Raw genomic sequence first — 15,530 nt, forward strand, 5'->3', positions numbered from 1 at the left:
CCTAAATTTTCTTTCGCATACGTGCCACAGGAATGTCCAATTGTTCCCGGTATTTGGCTATGGTGCGACGGGCAATAGGGTAGCCTTTTTCTTTTAAAATTTCAGCCAATTGATCATCGGGTAAGGGCTTACTTTTGTCCTCTTCTTCGATAACTGTTTTCAGAATTTTTTTGATTTCCAAGGTAGAAACATCTTCTCCTTGGTCGTTTTTCATGGCCTCTGAAAAGAATTCTTTAATCAATTTGGTTCCGTACGGTGTTTCCACATATTTGCTGTTGGCCACCCGCGAAACGGTAGAAATATCCAAGCCTACCATATCGGCAATGTCTTTTAAAATCATGGGTTTGATTTTCAATTCATCGCCTTCCAAAAAGTAATCGTATTGAAAATGCATGATGGCATTCATCGTGACAAATAAGGTTTCTTGCCGCTGTTTAATCGCATCGATAAACCATTTGGCCGAATCCAATTTTTGTTTGATAAATTGCACAGCGTCTTTTTGTGCCGCTGATTTATCCCTAGAATCCTTGTACGTTTGCAACATTTCTTGATAGTCTCGGGAAACATGAAGTGTGGGAGCATTGCGCCCGTTTAAGGTCAATTCGAGTTCGCCATCAACCACGCGAATCATAAAGTCGGGGACTATATTTTCGGTAACTCGGCTCCCTGAAAAGCTTCCTCCCGGTTTGGGATTCAATTTCTCGATTTCGGAAATAGCTTTTTTTAATTGCTCCTGACTAATGCTGTATTTGGTAAGTAACTTTTCGTAATGTTTTTTGGTGAAAGCGTCAAACTGCTCGTCGATGATACGCGTGGCTAAAGCGATCGACTCTGTAGGGGTTTTGTGTTTCAACTGCAATAACAAACATTCTTGCAAGTCACGTGCCCCCACACCTGAAGGTTCCAACTCGTGAATGATGGATTTAAGGATTCGTTCTACTGTTTTTTCATCGGTGAAAATGCCTTGCGTAAAGGCCATATCGTCGACCATGTCTTGGATACTTCGGCGAAGGTACCCATCGTCGTCAATTGAACCCACAACAAATTCGGCAACCTCCATTTCAGTATCATTCAAAATAAAGGTTTGCAATTGATTCAGTAAATCCTGATGAAAACTAACCGCTGCGGCCAAGGGAGATTCGCGATCGTCATCGTCATCACTGTAGTTGTTGGCGGTCAATTTATAATCGGGAATTTCATCGTCGCTCAGGTATTCATCAATGTTGATGTCGTCGGCTTCAATGGATTCATTTCCGTCGTATTCGTCGTAATCGTCTTGCGGATCAAACTCCTCTTTTTCATACAATTCTTCTTGCTCCGTGCTCCCTTCTAGGGCCGGATTTTCGACTAACTCTTCTTTCAAACGTTGTTCAAAAGCTTGGGTTGGCAACTGAATCAATTTCATCAACTGAATCTGCTGCGGGGACAGTTTTTGAGAGAGTTTAAATTGTAGGTTTTGTTTTAACATCTAATTCAGTTTTTGCTACAAAGTCACGAAGACAAAAAGGTAATTTTAATTAACAAATCGCTTAATTCCTTGTTTGATGATTGGCACATTAAAATTAATTAAAAAACCAATTTTTTTATGGGTTAATTTTAAATGACTGATGATTTGCGCATCCCAAACAGGGTTTGCAATTTCAACCGCTTTAACTTCTATTATAATAGAATCATTCACTATTAAATCCAAGCGTAAGCTTTCTGTAAACTCAATTCCTTTGTATTTAATAGCAACTTTCGTTTGTCTTTTCATATCATAACCGCAGTTTTTCAACTCAAATTCAAGACATATTTCATAAACTTTTTCCAATAGTCCAGGTCCTAATTGTTTATGGATTTGATAGGCACAGTGAACTACATCTTTTGCGATTTTTTCTAAATCTTCCATGGCTAATATTCATTTTAAGGCTTTATACATTTTTCTAAATTTTTGTTGGTGTCTTTATGTCTTAGTGGCCAATAAATTTCAGGCTTGCGACTTAGAATTCAGCGTTTTGTGGAGTTCTTGGGAATGGAATCACGTCACGAATGTTGGTCATCCCTGTAACGAATAATACCAAGCGCTCAAATCCAAGGCCAAAGCCCGAGTGGATTGCGGTTCCGAAACGTCGGGTGTCCAAATACCACCACAATTCTTCTTCGGGAATACCCAACGCGTTCATTTTTTCGACCAAAACATCCAAACGTTCTTCTCGTTGTGATCCTCCAACAATTTCGCCTATGCCTGGGAATAAAATGTCCATCGCACGCACTGTTTGGCCGTCTTCATTCAAACGCATGTAGAACGCTTTTATTTTGGCGGGATAATCAAACAAAATCACCGGCGATTTGAAGTGTTTTTCCACCAAATAACGTTCGTGTTCACTTTGCAAATCGGCCCCCCATTCTTCAATGATGTATTGGAACTTCTTGTTTTTATTGGGTTTTGAATTTTTCAAAATATCAATGGCTTCAGTGTAGGAAATTCGAATGAAATTATTTTCCAACACAAAGTTCAATTTCTCCAACAAAGCCATTTCACTGCGTTCGGCTTGGGGTTTGTTTTTCTCTTCCTCGATCAAACGTTGCTCCAAGAATTTCAAATCATCAGCGCAGTTTTCCATCGCATATTTGATGACATAACGAATAAAGTCTTCGGCTAAATCCATGTTGTCATTCAAATCATTGAAAGCAACTTCGGGTTCGATCATCCAAAATTCTGCCAAGTGACGAGAGGTATTTGAATTCTCCGCACGAAACGTCGGTCCAAAAGTATAGACCTGACCCAAGGCCATGGCATAGGTTTCCGCTTCCAATTGCCCCGAAACGGTTAAATTGGTTTCACGACCAAAGAAATCTTCTTTGAAATTGACTTTGCCGTCTTCGGTACGTGGAGTTCCATCAAAAGGTAAGGCAGAAACACGGAACATTTCTCCGGCACCTTCGGCATCACTTCCCGTAATAATGGGTGCATTGAAGTAGAAAAATCCTTTTTCATTGAAGTATTTATGTACCGCATACGCCAATACAGCACGCACACGCATTACGGCACTAAAGGTGTTGGTGCGTACACGTAAGTGGGCATTTTCACGTAAAAACTCCAGACTTGGGCGATTACGTAATTGTATAGGATATTTCTCAGCATCCGAATCGCCTAGTACTTCCAATTTAGTAACTTGGATTTCGTATTTCTGACCCGAACCTTGGCTTTCTACCAATGTGCCTTGGATGTCCAAAGCGGCTGAGGTAGTAATGCGCTTTAAAATGGCTTCAGGGGTGTTTTCAAAATCAACTACACATTGTATATTGTGTATCGTCGAACCGTCGTTCAATGCAATGAATTGTTTGTTGCGAAAGGTTCTAACCCAACCACGAGTGGCCACTTCCATGCCGCCTTTTTCACTTTCTAATAAGGCCTTAATCTTTGAATATTTCATGATTATTTCTTGATTTTCGAGTAGGACAAATATACTTTAATTCTTTTTTTCTTCGAGGGCATCCAATTCTTCATCGGTATGTTCCAAAATGTCAATGGTGGGTTCGATAAACTCTTGCTCGTTGGCCAAGGTTTTGTTTAGTGACAACACCAAAGAGGGCAGCAGTACTAAATTGGACAACATGCCAAAACAAAGGGTAATGGCTACCAATCCACCCAAGGCTACAGTACCTCCAAAACCGGAGAGCATGAAGACTGAAAACCCAAAAAAGAGGACAATTGAGGTATAAAACATACTAATTCCAGCATCATCAAAGGTAGCAAAAACTGATTTTTTAATTTTCCAATCGTTGCGCGTCAGTTCCAAACGGTATTGTGCTAAAAAGCGTAAGGTATCATCGACCGACATCCCGAAGGCTATCCCAAACACCAATAAAGTAGAAGGTTTCAAAGGAATGCCCAAAAAGCCCATCAACCCCGCCGTCATCAACAAAGGAAGGAGATTCGGAATAATGGCCACCAACACCATTTTGAACGAACGGAACATAATGGCGACCAATCCACCCGTGAGGAAAAAGGCAAACAACAAGGAGGATAAAAGATTGTCCAATAGGTAGTTGGTTCCTTTTTGAAAGACCGAAGCCCGTCCTGTAATCACTACATTGTAGCGCTCTTTAGGGAAAAGTTTGTCGGTTTTTTGGCGAATCTGCTGTTCAATTCCCGGCATTTTTTCACCCGTTTCGTCCTTGATAAAGGTCGTAATGCGCGCAATCGATTTGTCGTCACTCAAGTAACTTTTAAAGAGATTTTCATTTTTCCCTTTGGCGGTGTTTTTGATGTAGGTAGCTATAAAAGGTTCTTCTTGTGCGGTAGGCAATTGAAAATAGTCGGGATTGCCATTGTAATAGGCTTGTTTTGCATATTTGGCCACACTCACAATTGAAAGGGGTTTGGACAAATCGGGGATATCGGTGAGTGTTTTTTCCAATTCCTCAAGGCGACGGAGATTGGTCGAACGCAATGCACCATTTTTCCGTTTGGTGTCAATCATAATCTCCAACGGCATCACACCGTCAAATTCTTTTTCAAAGAAACGAATATCCTCAAAGAAGGCTGTTTTCTTGGGCATGTCTTCAATGATACTTCCCGAAATTTTGATTTCATAAATCCCGACAATGCCAAAAATCAATAGGATGATGGAAACCATGTAAACCGTCAGGCGGTTGTATTTTACCGTATTGACAATCCACACAAAAAAGCCCGTAAGGTATTCGCGTTCCAAGTGCCCTAAATGCCGTGGTATAGGGGCAGGGATATAACTGAAGAAGATGGGAATCAACAACAAACTCAGCACATACACTGCAATGATGTTGATCGTTGTAAGTACACCAAACTCTTGCAAGAGTATATTGTTGGTGGCCATAAACGTTGCAAAACCAACCGCAGTGGTTATATTAGTCATCAAGGTGGCGGTTCCTGTTTTGGTGATTACCCGTTGCAATGCCTTGGCTTTATTGGCGTGTTTGTAATATTCTTGGTGGTATTTATTGATGAAGAAAATGCAATTAGGAATCCCAATCACAATCATTAGGGTAGGTACCAAGGCTGTGAGCACCGTGATTTCGTAGCCCATCGCGCCCATGATGCCAAAGGACCACATGACCCCAATAATCACAATAATCATGGAGATTAATGTGGCTCGAAATGATCGGAAAAAGAAGAAGAAAATCAATGAAGTAATCAACAAAGCCGCCCCGATGAACAGTCCAATTTCATCCGTGATGGTTTTGGAATTGTACGACCGAATATAAGGCATTCCCGACACCCGAAGATCGACGCCTGTAGCTTGTTCAAACTGTTTAATTTTATCCGAAAAACGTCCGAGAATATAGTCTTTACGCGCTTTGGTGTTGACCAATTCTTTTTTCATATACACCACCGATCGCAATGTACTTTTGTCTTTGCTGTACAATAATCCTTCGTAAAAAGGCAAACGCTGTGTTAATTCGGCACGGGCTTGTTTCAAGTAGGCTTCATCTTTCAGCTGGGCTTTATTCACAAAGGGCGCCAACTCAAATTGGGCCAAGGAATCATTTTTTCGGAGTACTTTAAGATTCTCCAACGAAAGTACCAGTCCGATTTCAGGATCTTTCGCCAAATTCGCCATTAAAGTCGTATACGCCTCAAAAACTTTGGGAGTAAATAATTTAGGGTCTTTGGAACCGATGACAATCACATTCCCTTCTTCGCCAAAAATCTTTAGAAATTGATTGTAGTCCAAATTAACTTGGTCGGTGGCAGGAATCAAGTTGGCCTCGGTATTGGAAAATCGAATGTGTTTCCATTGCATAGCCAATCCGACCGTCAGTAAGACAATCCCAAAAATAAATCCCAAACGGTTTCGAAGGATGATGCGAGCAATAATTTCCCAAAATCCAATGCCGAGTAATTTTTTCATAGGCGCAAAAAAGGTGTGCAAAGGTAGTGAAAACCGTTGAAAACAAACGGAGAAGGATGGAATCTTTTCCTTCAAATAAGGGATCACTTTTTTTGTTTTTTGAAATAGAATCTTATTCTTTACTAATAACAAACTTCAAGAAATTAACATACTTTTGTTCTCCAAGCGACAAAACAAGTTTACCCTTATGAAAAATCTCAAAAATTCATTGTTTTATTTAGGTGTAACAGGGGGATTTACCGCCCTTATGTTTTGGATTATTACCCAAGGGAAACAGTTGGAAATTGGCCGAAGAATCATTTCAAATGCTTCTAAAGACACCTTTTTCAATCAGTTTTTAGATGCGATTATGCACAATCTAAAACACCCTTTGGCGATTTTATTATTGCAAATCATCACCATCGTTATTGTAGCTCGTTTTTTTGGTTGGATTTTCCGAAAAATTGGACAGCCTACGGTGATTGGTGAAATCATAGCAGGAATTTTTCTCGGTCCCTCTGTAGTCGGAATGTATCTTCCTGAATATTCAGCGATGCTTTTTCCTGTAGAATCTCTGGGTAATCTACAATTTCTTAGTCAAATTGGCTTGATCCTTTTCATGTTTGTCATCGGGATGGAACTCGATTTGAAAGTGTTAAAAAATAAGGCCAATGACGCCGTGGTGATAAGCCATGCCAGTATTGTGTTTCCGTTTGCGTTGGGCATCGGACTTTCGTATTTCATTTACCACCGATTTGCGCCTGCGGGTGTAGAGTTTTTGGCGTTTAGTTTGTTTATGGGTATTGCCATGAGTATTACCGCTTTTCCGGTATTGGCCCGTATCGTACAGGAACGCGGAATTCATAAAACCCGCCTCGGAACCATTGTGATTACCTGTGCTGCCGCCGATGATATCACGGCTTGGTGTTTGCTAGCCGCCGTAATTGCGATTGTCAAAGCGGGAACCTTTATGAGTTCGTTGTATGTGATTGGATGCGCCACACTCTATGTGTTGATGATGCTGTTTGTAGTCAAACCCTTTTTGAAAAAAGTCGGCGATTTGTATGCCAACCGCAATGAATTAAGTAAGCCAATTGTAGCTATTTTTCTGCTTACGCTTATCATTTCATCGTATCTAACAGAAGTAATCGGAATTCATGCGCTTTTTGGCGCTTTTATGACGGGAGCAATTATGCCCGATAGTACTAAATTTCGCAACATTTTTATTGAAAAAGTGGAGGATGTGGCGTTGATTTTATTATTACCCCTCTTCTTTGTTTTTACGGGGTTACGAACGCAGATCGGACTCATTAGCGATCCGGAATTGTTGAAAATAACAGGCTATATCATCTTGGTGGCCGTAGCCGGTAAGTTCGTCGGATCGGCGTTGGCGGCTCGATTTGTGGGTCAAAATTGGCGGGATAGTCTTACCATTGGTGCCTTAATGAACACCCGTGGGTTGATGGAATTGGTAGTGCTTAATATCGGTTTTGACTTGGGTGTTTTGTCGCCTGAGATCTTTACAATGATGGTGATTATGGCATTGGTAACTACTTTTATGACGGGACCGGCCATCGATATCATCAATTTTATTTTTAAACGAAAAGCGGCTATTCTACCTCAAGAAATTGTTTCGGAAGGGAAATTCAAAATCCTTATTTCTTTTGGGAATAATGAAAAAGGGAAATCCCTACTTCGTCTAGCGCACAGTTTTGTCAAAAAGCAAAAGGACCATTCGCAAGTTACAGCACTCCATTTATCGTTGAGTGATGAAATTCACTCTTATAACCTCGAAGAATACGAGCAAGAAACGTTCGCTCCCATTTTGGCCGAATCCGAAGCACTGAATCAGGAGGTTACACCGGTGCTCAAATCAACGGTCGACATCGAAACAGATATTGCCGAAATTGCCAATGAAGGAAATTTTGATTTGGTATTAATCGGTCTTGGGAAATCCATTTTTGAAGGTTCTTTGTTAGGGAAAGTACTTGGATTTACCACCCGAATCATCAATCCCGATCGCTTGTTGGATAAGTTTACAGGGAAAGAGGGCTTGTTTGAAAATTCTCCCTTTGATGACCGAACCCGATTTATCATATCTAACAGTAAAAAACCCTTGGGTATATTGGTGGATAAAGATCTTTCCAATGTTGACGATGTGTTTGTTCCTATTGTGACTCCCGAAGATGTGTTTCTTTTGGATTATACTCAAAAACTAATTTACAACAGCCAAGCCACCGTGACCTTTTTGGATGTAAATAATCATGTAAAGTCCAATTTTGTTCTAGAAAAAGCCATCGCGGCGCTGCAACAATCCTACGGTGCAGACAAAGTTACCGTGATACGGGAAGACGAAATGAAAGCGGGATTGATGGCCAAACAAGATTTGATGATGGTAAGTTTGGAAAGTTGGAAACAGCTCGTCGATGCCCAATCTTTGTGGTTGAGCACTGTGCCTTCGGTTTTGATTTTAAAACCCTAAATCGAGGTTGTAGCTCACTTTCAACGAAAGGTTGTCTTCAAATTTAGGTAAACCATACGGGCCATAACGGGTAAAAAAGGTAATTCCAAAGCCTTTAAAAAGTTGGTTGACTTCAACACCACTCTCGAAATAGCCTTCTTCCAATGTTTTGTAGGTAAATCCTAAATGGCGCTCTCGATTTTCCATTGTCCCAAAAGCCATCCGAGTGACTACCGAAATTTCAGGTTTGATGCGGTACGCAATTTTTACTTTGTTAAACGTGTGACGGGCTTGAAAACTAATGTATCGACTGGAGAAAAATTCATTGAAAAACATGGTTTCAAAACTGTTTTTCCCTGCAATGGTAATTCGCTTTAACAACGCATCTCGGTTGAGGTTGTTGGGGGCAATACTGTATAAATGGGTCAGCGGCGCTTCGCCAAACACCAAACCGCTTTGTAAGATGAATCCGGTTTCTTGTCCCGATAAATATTTGATTTCGTGATTGATGCGAAAATCTATTTTTGAAAACTGAAAATCAGCACCCAACAATTGATCGAAGGCTTGGGTCAATTGCAAGGTAAATTTGGGATATCGTTTATTGATTTCCAAACGCCCCGTTGACGTTTGCATATACGAACTAAATGGATTCCATTGCACGGCCAATTGCAAGGTCGTTAAGGTGTATTCACTCAGCAATTGATTGCCTTGCTGGTATTGGTAATCAAAACGGGGAGCGATGGCGCTGCGGCTGATTCCGGCGTAAAGATCGGTTTTGGGGATGTATTTGCTTTCCCAATAGGCTGACGCGGTTTTGTGGTTGTAAAAGGTAGAAATGTTGATGGGACGCGGGTCGTAAATACGAAAACGACGGCTTTCCGTGGCAAATTGTATTTGACCGATTTCAGCCACATCATCAGTATAGGAAACAGAGGCCCAACTGTTGGTTTCGGCATCCAACAACAGCGAAGGAGCGATATGGTATTTGAAGGCATCGTCTTTTAATCCATAAGCGACATAAGCTCCAATTTTATATTTTTCAGAAAAACGGGTATTGGTTGTTCCCCCGAAACCTAGTCGAAATCCTTCATAATTGTTGTATTTTAAAATACTTCGAAGGTCCAAATCAAATTTTCCCAAGGGCAAGTACCCGTTAAATATTTTCCGCCCCAGAAAAATTTTATGCTCAATATTTTCGGCAGCAGCCAAACTGTCAATGTTGATATACGTTGGCATTTTTCGACGATCAATCGTATCCCGTTGCATGGTTTGCCAATAACCATCGGGTTTGCTCATGCTCGACTCGGGGACATCAATACGAATCGCAGGTTGTATCGTAACTACGTTTTGGTTGATTTTAACGTCAAACGGTTTAGACTCCAATTTCAAATACATTCGATCGGAGGCATTTTGTTCCAATCCTTCAATGCTGGAATTAAACATAATGGTACCGCCAAACAATTTTAAATCCTCGGAGTTATCTCCCTTAACCACCACCAATTTTCGTTTTTCGGGAAACCAAATATTTTGTTTTGGCAGCCAATTGAAGGTATACGTGGCATTAATGTTTACCATTCCATATACCCGAAAAAAGGCTTTGGCAATGGCAAAATTTTCTGCGTCGATATACAATAATCCTCGTAATTTATTGGAATTTAATTTTTTGGGTTGAAAATAAATGCGGTATACGGTTCGGTTTTGAATTTTCAAGGTGTCCACCATTTTAAAAACAAACATTTTACGTCCGTAGGATGAAATCGGATTCTGGACGGTAACTTCCAAAATATCCAAATACCGATCGTACAACGAATACGAAATCAAGTTCAACCCCAAGTACTCGTAAAGCGGTTTTTTAAATCCGGCCATTCTTGAGGCCAATACGGTTTCCTTGGTGCCGTAATTGTTGAACTGAATTAAATTGACCTTTTCGGTTTGGTACAAATGCTGTTTTTCGACCAATTTTTTGAACTTGTAGTTGGAAGAATCCAAAACCATTTTGGGTTTGCCAAACCAACGGGGTTTATAAGTGGTATCGATTTTGGAGGAAATAGAATCGGGATTAGCCGTCACCAATAGGGATTCGTAATTTTTGTATTCGTAGGTTTGAAGGACCTTTTCGGGCTGGTTTTTCGAACGGTTTTCGATGACTTTTTTTAGGATGGCATTGGTTTCGTTATCGGTGTAAATTTCAACCGATTTTTGCGATAAGTCGGAAACCATTTTAATCAATATAAAGGGGGCACCAATGCTGAGGTAGTGGTTTTTGTCGTGATAGCCCTTATAACTCACCTGAATAGGCTTTGTTTCTTCGTCAATAACCAAAGAAAAACGTCCCTCCCAATTGGTATATACCGTTTGGTTTTGGTAGGATACCATCGCAAAAGCAATCGGGATAGTCGTATCGTAATCGATGACTTGTCCCTGCATTGTTTTTTGGGCGCTTAGGATTTGGGTAAGCCATAGCAACCCGAAAATCCAACTGTTTTTCATGGATATTTGTTTTGTTTGATGGGTACAAAAGTAGGAATAAAAAAATCCGTTAGCGGTAAGGATAACGGATTTTAAAGTTCGAACGTATCGGTTCGTTATACTTTCATGATTTCAGCTTCTTTTACAACAAGATGTTCTTCGATTTTTTTGATAAAATTGTCGGTTAATTTTTGCACATCATCCTCCGCTTTTTTACACAAATCTTCCGAAACACCTTCTTTTTCCAATTTTTTAATTTCAGTATTCGCGTCTTTTCGGTGGTTGCGAATTCCGATTTTAGCTTCTTCTGCTTCGTGTTTGGCTTGTTTTACCAAATCACGGCGACGTTCTTCCGTAAGAGGCGGAACACTAATGATGATTACATCCCCATTATTCATTGGATTAAATCCAAGGTTGGCATTCATGATCGCTTTCTCAATCGGCGTCAACATGCTTTTTTCGTAGGGTTGTATGGTCAAGGTGCGCGCATCGGGAACATTGACATTGGAAACTTGGGAAAGTGGTGTCATCGATCCGTAATAATCTACAAATACACTGCCCAACATTTGTGGGGAAGCCTTACCGGCACGGATGTTTAAAAACGATTTTTCAAGGTGGGCTACCGAAGCATTCATCGCATCTTTTGCTTCTTCCAAAATCAATTCAATATCTTCCATAATTCAGTTTTAACAAAGTTAGATAGTTACAACAGTTCCTATAGTTTCGCCTTGGCAAATTTTTAATAAGTTCCCCGCTTTGTTCATGTCAAAAACTACAATCGGCAATTGGTTTTCTTGACTTAACGTAAAAGCCGTGGTATCCATTACATTAAGGCCTTTTTGAAGCACTTCCTCGAAGGAAATAAAATCAAATTTAACGGCATTTTTATCTTTTTCAGGATCGGCGGTGTACACGCCATCGACTCGGGTTCCTTTTAATATAACATCAGCACCCACCTCCATACCGCGAAGGACAGCTGCGGTATCGGTGGTAAAATAAGGGTTTCCAGTTCCCGCACCAAAAATAACAATACGACCTTTTTCTAAGTGACGCACCGCGCGACGTTTGATGTAAGGCTCGGCAATCGATTCAATTTTCAATGCCGTTTGCAAACGGGTCTGCATGCCTTTATCTTCCAAAGCACCTTGTAAAGCCATTCCATTAATTACGGTGGCCAACATGCCCATATAATCACCTTGTACACGATCCATGCCGTTGCTAGCCCCTACCACTCCTCTGAAAATATTACCGCCGCCAATCACAATGGCAATTTGAACACCTTGATCATGGACTTGTTTGATTTCGTCGGCATATTCGGCCAAACGTTTTGGGTCAATGCCGTATTGACGGTCACCCATCAACGCTTCACCGCTTAACTTCAAGAGAATTCGGTTATATTTCATAAGAAAGTTTTGCTATTTTCTATTTTGCAATGCAAATATAGCGATATTCTAATGTTGTAAAAGTGCCCTGAAAAAAATTATCCCAAGACCTCTTGATATCGTTTTTGGGCTTCGTCATATCCAATCTGAAAAATTTCTTCCATTTTATGTTTGTTGGTTTCAAAGGTGCTGTAATTACACAGCGCTTCGGGTTCGATGATCAAATCGCAATTGCTGAATTTTTGCAAATGAGTGTGCGCATACAGCAAATCAAAAGCTCTGCTAGTGACCGCTTTAATGGATCGCAATTGATCGGCTTGAATTTTTTCAATCGGACTCACGTAAATCCCGATAATGTAATCGCATAGGTCGGCAATCAAGTCGGCGGGAAAATGATTTAGAATCCCCCCATCACTGTATATATTTCCTTCAATAACATGCGGTGAAATAACTCCCGGAAAAGCTGATGAGGCCAAAATCGCATCGCTGATGGGAACATTGGGGGCAAAAACACAAAGCTTCCCTTGTACCATATCGGTAGCGGTGATGTACATCGGTAATGGAAAATCTCCAATAGTTGCTTTCCCAAATATTTGGTCAAAATATTTTTTAAACGAATCCGAGTCAATTAACCCCGGCTTTTTTAGCGTAAAATGGGTCCAATGAAAAAAGTAAATCGATTGAAAAAACTCCAAGATTTCAACGGGACTTTTTCCCCAAGCATACAAAGAACCCACAATCGAACCCGCACTGGTACCTGAAATAATCGCGGGTTTAAGACCTTGTTTTTCAAAAAAATGAAGGGCTCCGGCATGGGCTAATCCTTTGGTGCCACCACCAGACAAAACATAGCCAATACGTTGGGAAGTTAGCGTTTTCATAGGCGTGTAATCTAGGTTACCAACCAAATATACGAAAAGCATTACCTTTGCCCAAACAAATCACTAAACCCATGAATTCAATAATTCAAAACAGTTTACAAAATAGTTACACCTATGCCGCGTATCGCCAGTTGATGCAAACCTACGCGCAAGAAGGAAAAACTACTGGGGAGCAAACGGAAGCCTATGTTCATTACACCCATTTGAACGAAGCGCGGATGCACCGTTTGGATAAAACGATCACCTTAACGCCTGAAGTCAGTCATTTCTTAGGCCAGTTGCAAAATGAATTACTTTGGGTTGTTTTGGCCGAAACGTGGTGTGGTGATGCCGCTCAAGTGCTGCCTGTTTTAGATAAAATGGCATCGCATACTACCAAAATTCAGATGCGTGTGGTGCTCCGCGATGAACACCCTGCCTTAATGGATTTATTTTTAACCAACGGAACCCGTTCTATTCCTAAGTTAATTATGATAGATAAAGTTTCTGGTGCAGTCATTGGGGATTTTGGACCCCGACCTCAGGGGGCAAAACAGTTGATCGTGGATTATAAAGCTGCACACGGAGTGGTCGACGATGAAGCCAAAGCGGCACTGCAAAAATGGTATTTACAAGATAAAGGCGTCAGTATTCAAAACGAGATAGTAGCATTATTGCAACCCGTAAAAGTGTAAGGCAAAGGAGTTCATTCGGACTCCTTTTTTGATACTATTGCAACAAATTCCTCGGGAGTAAGTGCTTCATTGACCGAATAATTTCCAATTTTGGTACGACGCAATGCTGTTAAATAACCGCCCGATTGCAGTGCTTTTCCAAAATCATAAGCAAGCGAACGAATGTAGGTGCCTTTGCTGCAAGTAACTCGAAAGTCAATTGCTGGTAAAGCAATTCGGGTAATTTCAAATTCGTAAATGGTGGTTTTTCGCGCTTCAATTTCGACTTCTTCTCCCGCACGTGCATGTTCGTACAAACGTTTCCCCTCTTTTTTTATCGCTGAAAAAACAGGCGGTTTCTGCATGATTTCGCCTTCAAAAGTTTGGGCCGTTGCTCGAATCAAATCCTCTGTAATGTGCTCAAAAGGAAAAGTAGCATTAATTTCGGTTTCTAAATCATAAGAAGGGGTGGTCGCTCCCACGGTTATCGTACCGGTATATTCTTTGGTTTGCCCTTGAATTTCGGCTATTTTTTTGGTGAATTTCCCCGTACAAATAATTAACAATCCCGTAGCCAAAGGGTCCAATGTTCCCGCATGTCCAATTTTAAAGGTTTTCGAAAATTGATAACGTCGCTTTAAGGCATACTTCAGTTTGTTGACCGCTTGAAAAGAACTCCACGTGAGCGGTTTGTCAATGAGCAGGACTTGTCCGTCTTTAAAAGTTTCAGCCGTCCAACTCATGGTTTTATCAACGTAAAGTATAATAGCAAGGCGGTTCCAGCGATGATTCGGTAGTAGCCCCAGGGTTTGAAACCATATTTTTTGATGATGCCGATGAAGAATTTTATCGCAAGAATAGCGACTACAAAAGCTACCGCATTACCCATTAAAAACAATTTTAGATGTTCGCTATTTTGCGTCAGCAATTCATAACCTTTCAGTCCCGTATTCTCGTACGTTTTTAAAAAAATCGAATACGTTGTCACTGCCAACATCGTAGGAACGGCCAAAAAAAATGAAAACTCAGCGGCTGCCGCTCGTGTAAGCCCTTGTTGCATTCCGCCAATAATAGAAGCCGCCGACCGACTCGTACCGGGCATCATCGCCAAACATTGCCAAAGACCAATAAAGAACCCTTTTTTATACGTGATTTCTTCCTCAGAAGTCACCGTAGGATTTTGAAAACGGGCATCTACAAAAAGCAAGACTATTCCGCCAACAATTAAAACAATAGCAATGGGAATAGGGTCGCCTAAAACCGCTTCAATTTTGTCATCAAACAATTTTCCCAAAACCAAGGCTGGAAGAACAGCCACAGCTAATTTGAGGTAAAAACCGATTCTTTTGAAATCAAAAAACTTGCGCCAATACAAAACAACAACAGCAAGTATTGCCCCAAATTGAATGGCTACTTGGAAGAGTTTTACAAAATCATCGTTTTGAATGCCAAAATAAGCACTGGTAAAAATCATGTGGGCCGTAGAGGAAACCGGTAAATATTCGGTCAATCCTTCTACAATAGCAATGAGAAGCGCTTGAAGTAAGTCCATGGTGTATTGTTAAGTCTCCCTTGAGCCGTTTATTCGGATTTTCCTTTACGAAAAATGGAATAAATCACAATTCCAAATCCCGCGAGCACTACCGTGGGTGCCAAACGAATACGGCGGAAACTCATGATATCAGCATTCCATTCGGCAGGATTGTCATTGCTGCTGCCCGACATAAGGATAAATCCCAATGCGATTACGGCTAAACCGATGATTAAAACGGTATAGTTTTCTTTTTTAAAAAGGAAATCCGGTTTGTTTTCTGGTGCACTCATAAGGCCGT

General features: G+C 40.8%; 13 protein-coding genes. 2 read left to right on the forward strand and 11 right to left on the reverse strand.

Features of this window, described 5'->3' with window-relative positions:
* Position 1 precedes the first annotated feature (1 nt).
* From rpoN to O9316_RS06630, 4 genes are all read right to left on the reverse strand, one after another.
* Positions 2 to 1,468, reverse strand: a complete 1,467-nt coding sequence (gene rpoN, locus O9316_RS06615; protein ID WP_298347075.1) for an RNA polymerase factor sigma-54 — start codon at positions 1,466 to 1,468, stop codon at positions 2 to 4.
* A 45-nt stretch (positions 1,469 to 1,513) separates the two neighbouring features.
* Positions 1,514 to 1,888, reverse strand: coding sequence for a GxxExxY protein (locus tag O9316_RS06620; RefSeq protein ID WP_298204276.1), 375 nt, complete (start codon positions 1,886 to 1,888; stop codon positions 1,514 to 1,516).
* A 91-nt stretch (positions 1,889 to 1,979) separates the two neighbouring features.
* Complete coding sequence (asnS, locus tag O9316_RS06625; RefSeq protein WP_298204277.1) at positions 1,980 to 3,416, reverse strand: asparagine--tRNA ligase; 1,437 nt, start codon at positions 3,414 to 3,416, stop codon at positions 1,980 to 1,982.
* A gap of 36 nt (positions 3,417 to 3,452) precedes the next feature.
* Entirely contained in the window at positions 3,453 to 5,873 is a 2,421-nt protein-coding gene (locus O9316_RS06630; RefSeq protein WP_298204278.1) for an MMPL family transporter, read from the reverse strand.
* A gap of 187 nt (positions 5,874 to 6,060) precedes the next feature.
* On the opposite strand from O9316_RS06630, the gene O9316_RS06635 reads away from it, so the two are divergent.
* Positions 6,061 to 8,334, forward strand: a complete 2,274-nt coding sequence (locus O9316_RS06635) for a cation:proton antiporter (RefSeq protein WP_298204279.1) — start codon at positions 6,061 to 6,063, stop codon at positions 8,332 to 8,334.
* On the opposite strand, the gene O9316_RS06640 is transcribed toward O9316_RS06635, so the two are convergent.
* The 4 genes from O9316_RS06640 to O9316_RS06655 all read right to left on the reverse strand — a co-directional run bounded on the left by O9316_RS06640 (position 8,323) and on the right by O9316_RS06655 (position 13,045).
* Positions 8,323 to 10,803 (reverse strand): DUF5686 family protein, encoded by a 2,481-nt coding sequence (locus O9316_RS06640; protein WP_298204280.1) that lies wholly within the window; start codon positions 10,801 to 10,803, stop codon positions 8,323 to 8,325. The genes O9316_RS06635 and O9316_RS06640 overlap by 12 nt on opposite strands.
* A gap of 95 nt (positions 10,804 to 10,898) precedes the next feature.
* Positions 10,899 to 11,462: a ribosome recycling factor gene (gene frr / locus O9316_RS06645; protein WP_298204333.1), complete on the reverse strand. Its 564-nt coding sequence runs from the start codon at positions 11,460 to 11,462 to the stop codon at positions 10,899 to 10,901.
* A gap of 15 nt (positions 11,463 to 11,477) precedes the next feature.
* The gene (gene pyrH / locus O9316_RS06650) at positions 11,478 to 12,185 is read right to left on the reverse strand and encodes a UMP kinase (RefSeq protein ID WP_298347077.1); all 708 of its coding nucleotides are present in this window, start codon (positions 12,183 to 12,185) and stop codon (positions 11,478 to 11,480) included.
* Between the two features lie 77 nt (positions 12,186 to 12,262).
* A complete protein-coding gene (locus tag O9316_RS06655) occupies positions 12,263 to 13,045 on the reverse strand; it encodes a patatin-like phospholipase family protein (protein ID WP_298204282.1) in 783 nt (260 codons plus the stop codon).
* A 71-nt stretch (positions 13,046 to 13,116) separates the two neighbouring features.
* On the opposite strand from O9316_RS06655, the gene O9316_RS06660 reads away from it, so the two are divergent.
* Positions 13,117 to 13,719 (forward strand): thioredoxin family protein, encoded by a 603-nt coding sequence (locus O9316_RS06660; RefSeq protein WP_298204283.1) that lies wholly within the window; start codon positions 13,117 to 13,119, stop codon positions 13,717 to 13,719.
* An 11-nt stretch (positions 13,720 to 13,730) separates the two neighbouring features.
* On the opposite strand, the gene truB is transcribed toward O9316_RS06660, so the two are convergent.
* Genes truB through O9316_RS06675 form a run of 3 tightly spaced genes read right to left on the reverse strand, consistent with a single transcriptional unit; the run spans position 13,731 to position 15,522 of the window.
* Positions 13,731 to 14,441 (reverse strand): tRNA pseudouridine(55) synthase TruB, encoded by a 711-nt coding sequence (gene truB, locus O9316_RS06665; protein WP_298204284.1) that lies wholly within the window; start codon positions 14,439 to 14,441, stop codon positions 13,731 to 13,733.
* Entirely contained in the window at positions 14,438 to 15,250 is an 813-nt protein-coding gene (locus tag O9316_RS06670) for an undecaprenyl-diphosphate phosphatase (protein WP_298204285.1), read from the reverse strand. Before O9316_RS06670 ends, truB begins: the two co-directional genes overlap by 4 nt.
* A gap of 29 nt (positions 15,251 to 15,279) precedes the next feature.
* Positions 15,280 to 15,522: a DUF3098 domain-containing protein gene (locus O9316_RS06675; protein ID WP_297515770.1), complete on the reverse strand. Its 243-nt coding sequence runs from the start codon at positions 15,520 to 15,522 to the stop codon at positions 15,280 to 15,282.
* Positions 15,523 to 15,530: the final 8 nt, after the last annotated feature.

Origin of the sequence: Flavobacterium sp. (assembly GCF_027533505.1) — a bacterium.
Lineage (GTDB): Bacteria > Bacteroidota > Bacteroidia > Flavobacteriales > Flavobacteriaceae > Flavobacterium.

Coding starts and splice junctions, on each gene's coding strand:
- rpoN (WP_298347075.1), bottom strand. CDS start 1,468: ATGTTAAAACAAAACCTACAATTTAAACTCTCTCAAAAACTGTCCCCG.
- O9316_RS06620 (WP_298204276.1), bottom strand. CDS start 1,888: ATGGAAGATTTAGAAAAAATCGCAAAAGATGTAGTTCACTGTGCCTAT.
- asnS (WP_298204277.1), bottom strand. CDS start 3,416: ATGAAATATTCAAAGATTAAGGCCTTATTAGAAAGTGAAAAAGGCGGC.
- O9316_RS06630 (WP_298204278.1), bottom strand. CDS start 5,873: ATGAAAAAATTACTCGGCATTGGATTTTGGGAAATTATTGCTCGCATC.
- O9316_RS06635 (WP_298204279.1), top strand. CDS start 6,061: ATGAAAAATCTCAAAAATTCATTGTTTTATTTAGGTGTAACAGGGGGA.
- O9316_RS06640 (WP_298204280.1), bottom strand. CDS start 10,803: ATGAAAAACAGTTGGATTTTCGGGTTGCTATGGCTTACCCAAATCCTA.
- pyrH (WP_298347077.1), bottom strand. CDS start 12,185: ATGAAATATAACCGAATTCTCTTGAAGTTAAGCGGTGAAGCGTTGATG.
- O9316_RS06655 (WP_298204282.1), bottom strand. CDS start 13,045: ATGAAAACGCTAACTTCCCAACGTATTGGCTATGTTTTGTCTGGTGGT.
- O9316_RS06660 (WP_298204283.1), top strand. CDS start 13,117: ATGAATTCAATAATTCAAAACAGTTTACAAAATAGTTACACCTATGCC.
- truB (WP_298204284.1), bottom strand. CDS start 14,441: ATGAGTTGGACGGCTGAAACTTTTAAAGACGGACAAGTCCTGCTCATT.
- O9316_RS06670 (WP_298204285.1), bottom strand. CDS start 15,250: ATGGACTTACTTCAAGCGCTTCTCATTGCTATTGTAGAAGGATTGACC.
- O9316_RS06675 (WP_297515770.1), bottom strand. CDS start 15,522: ATGAGTGCACCAGAAAACAAACCGGATTTCCTTTTTAAAAAAGAAAAC.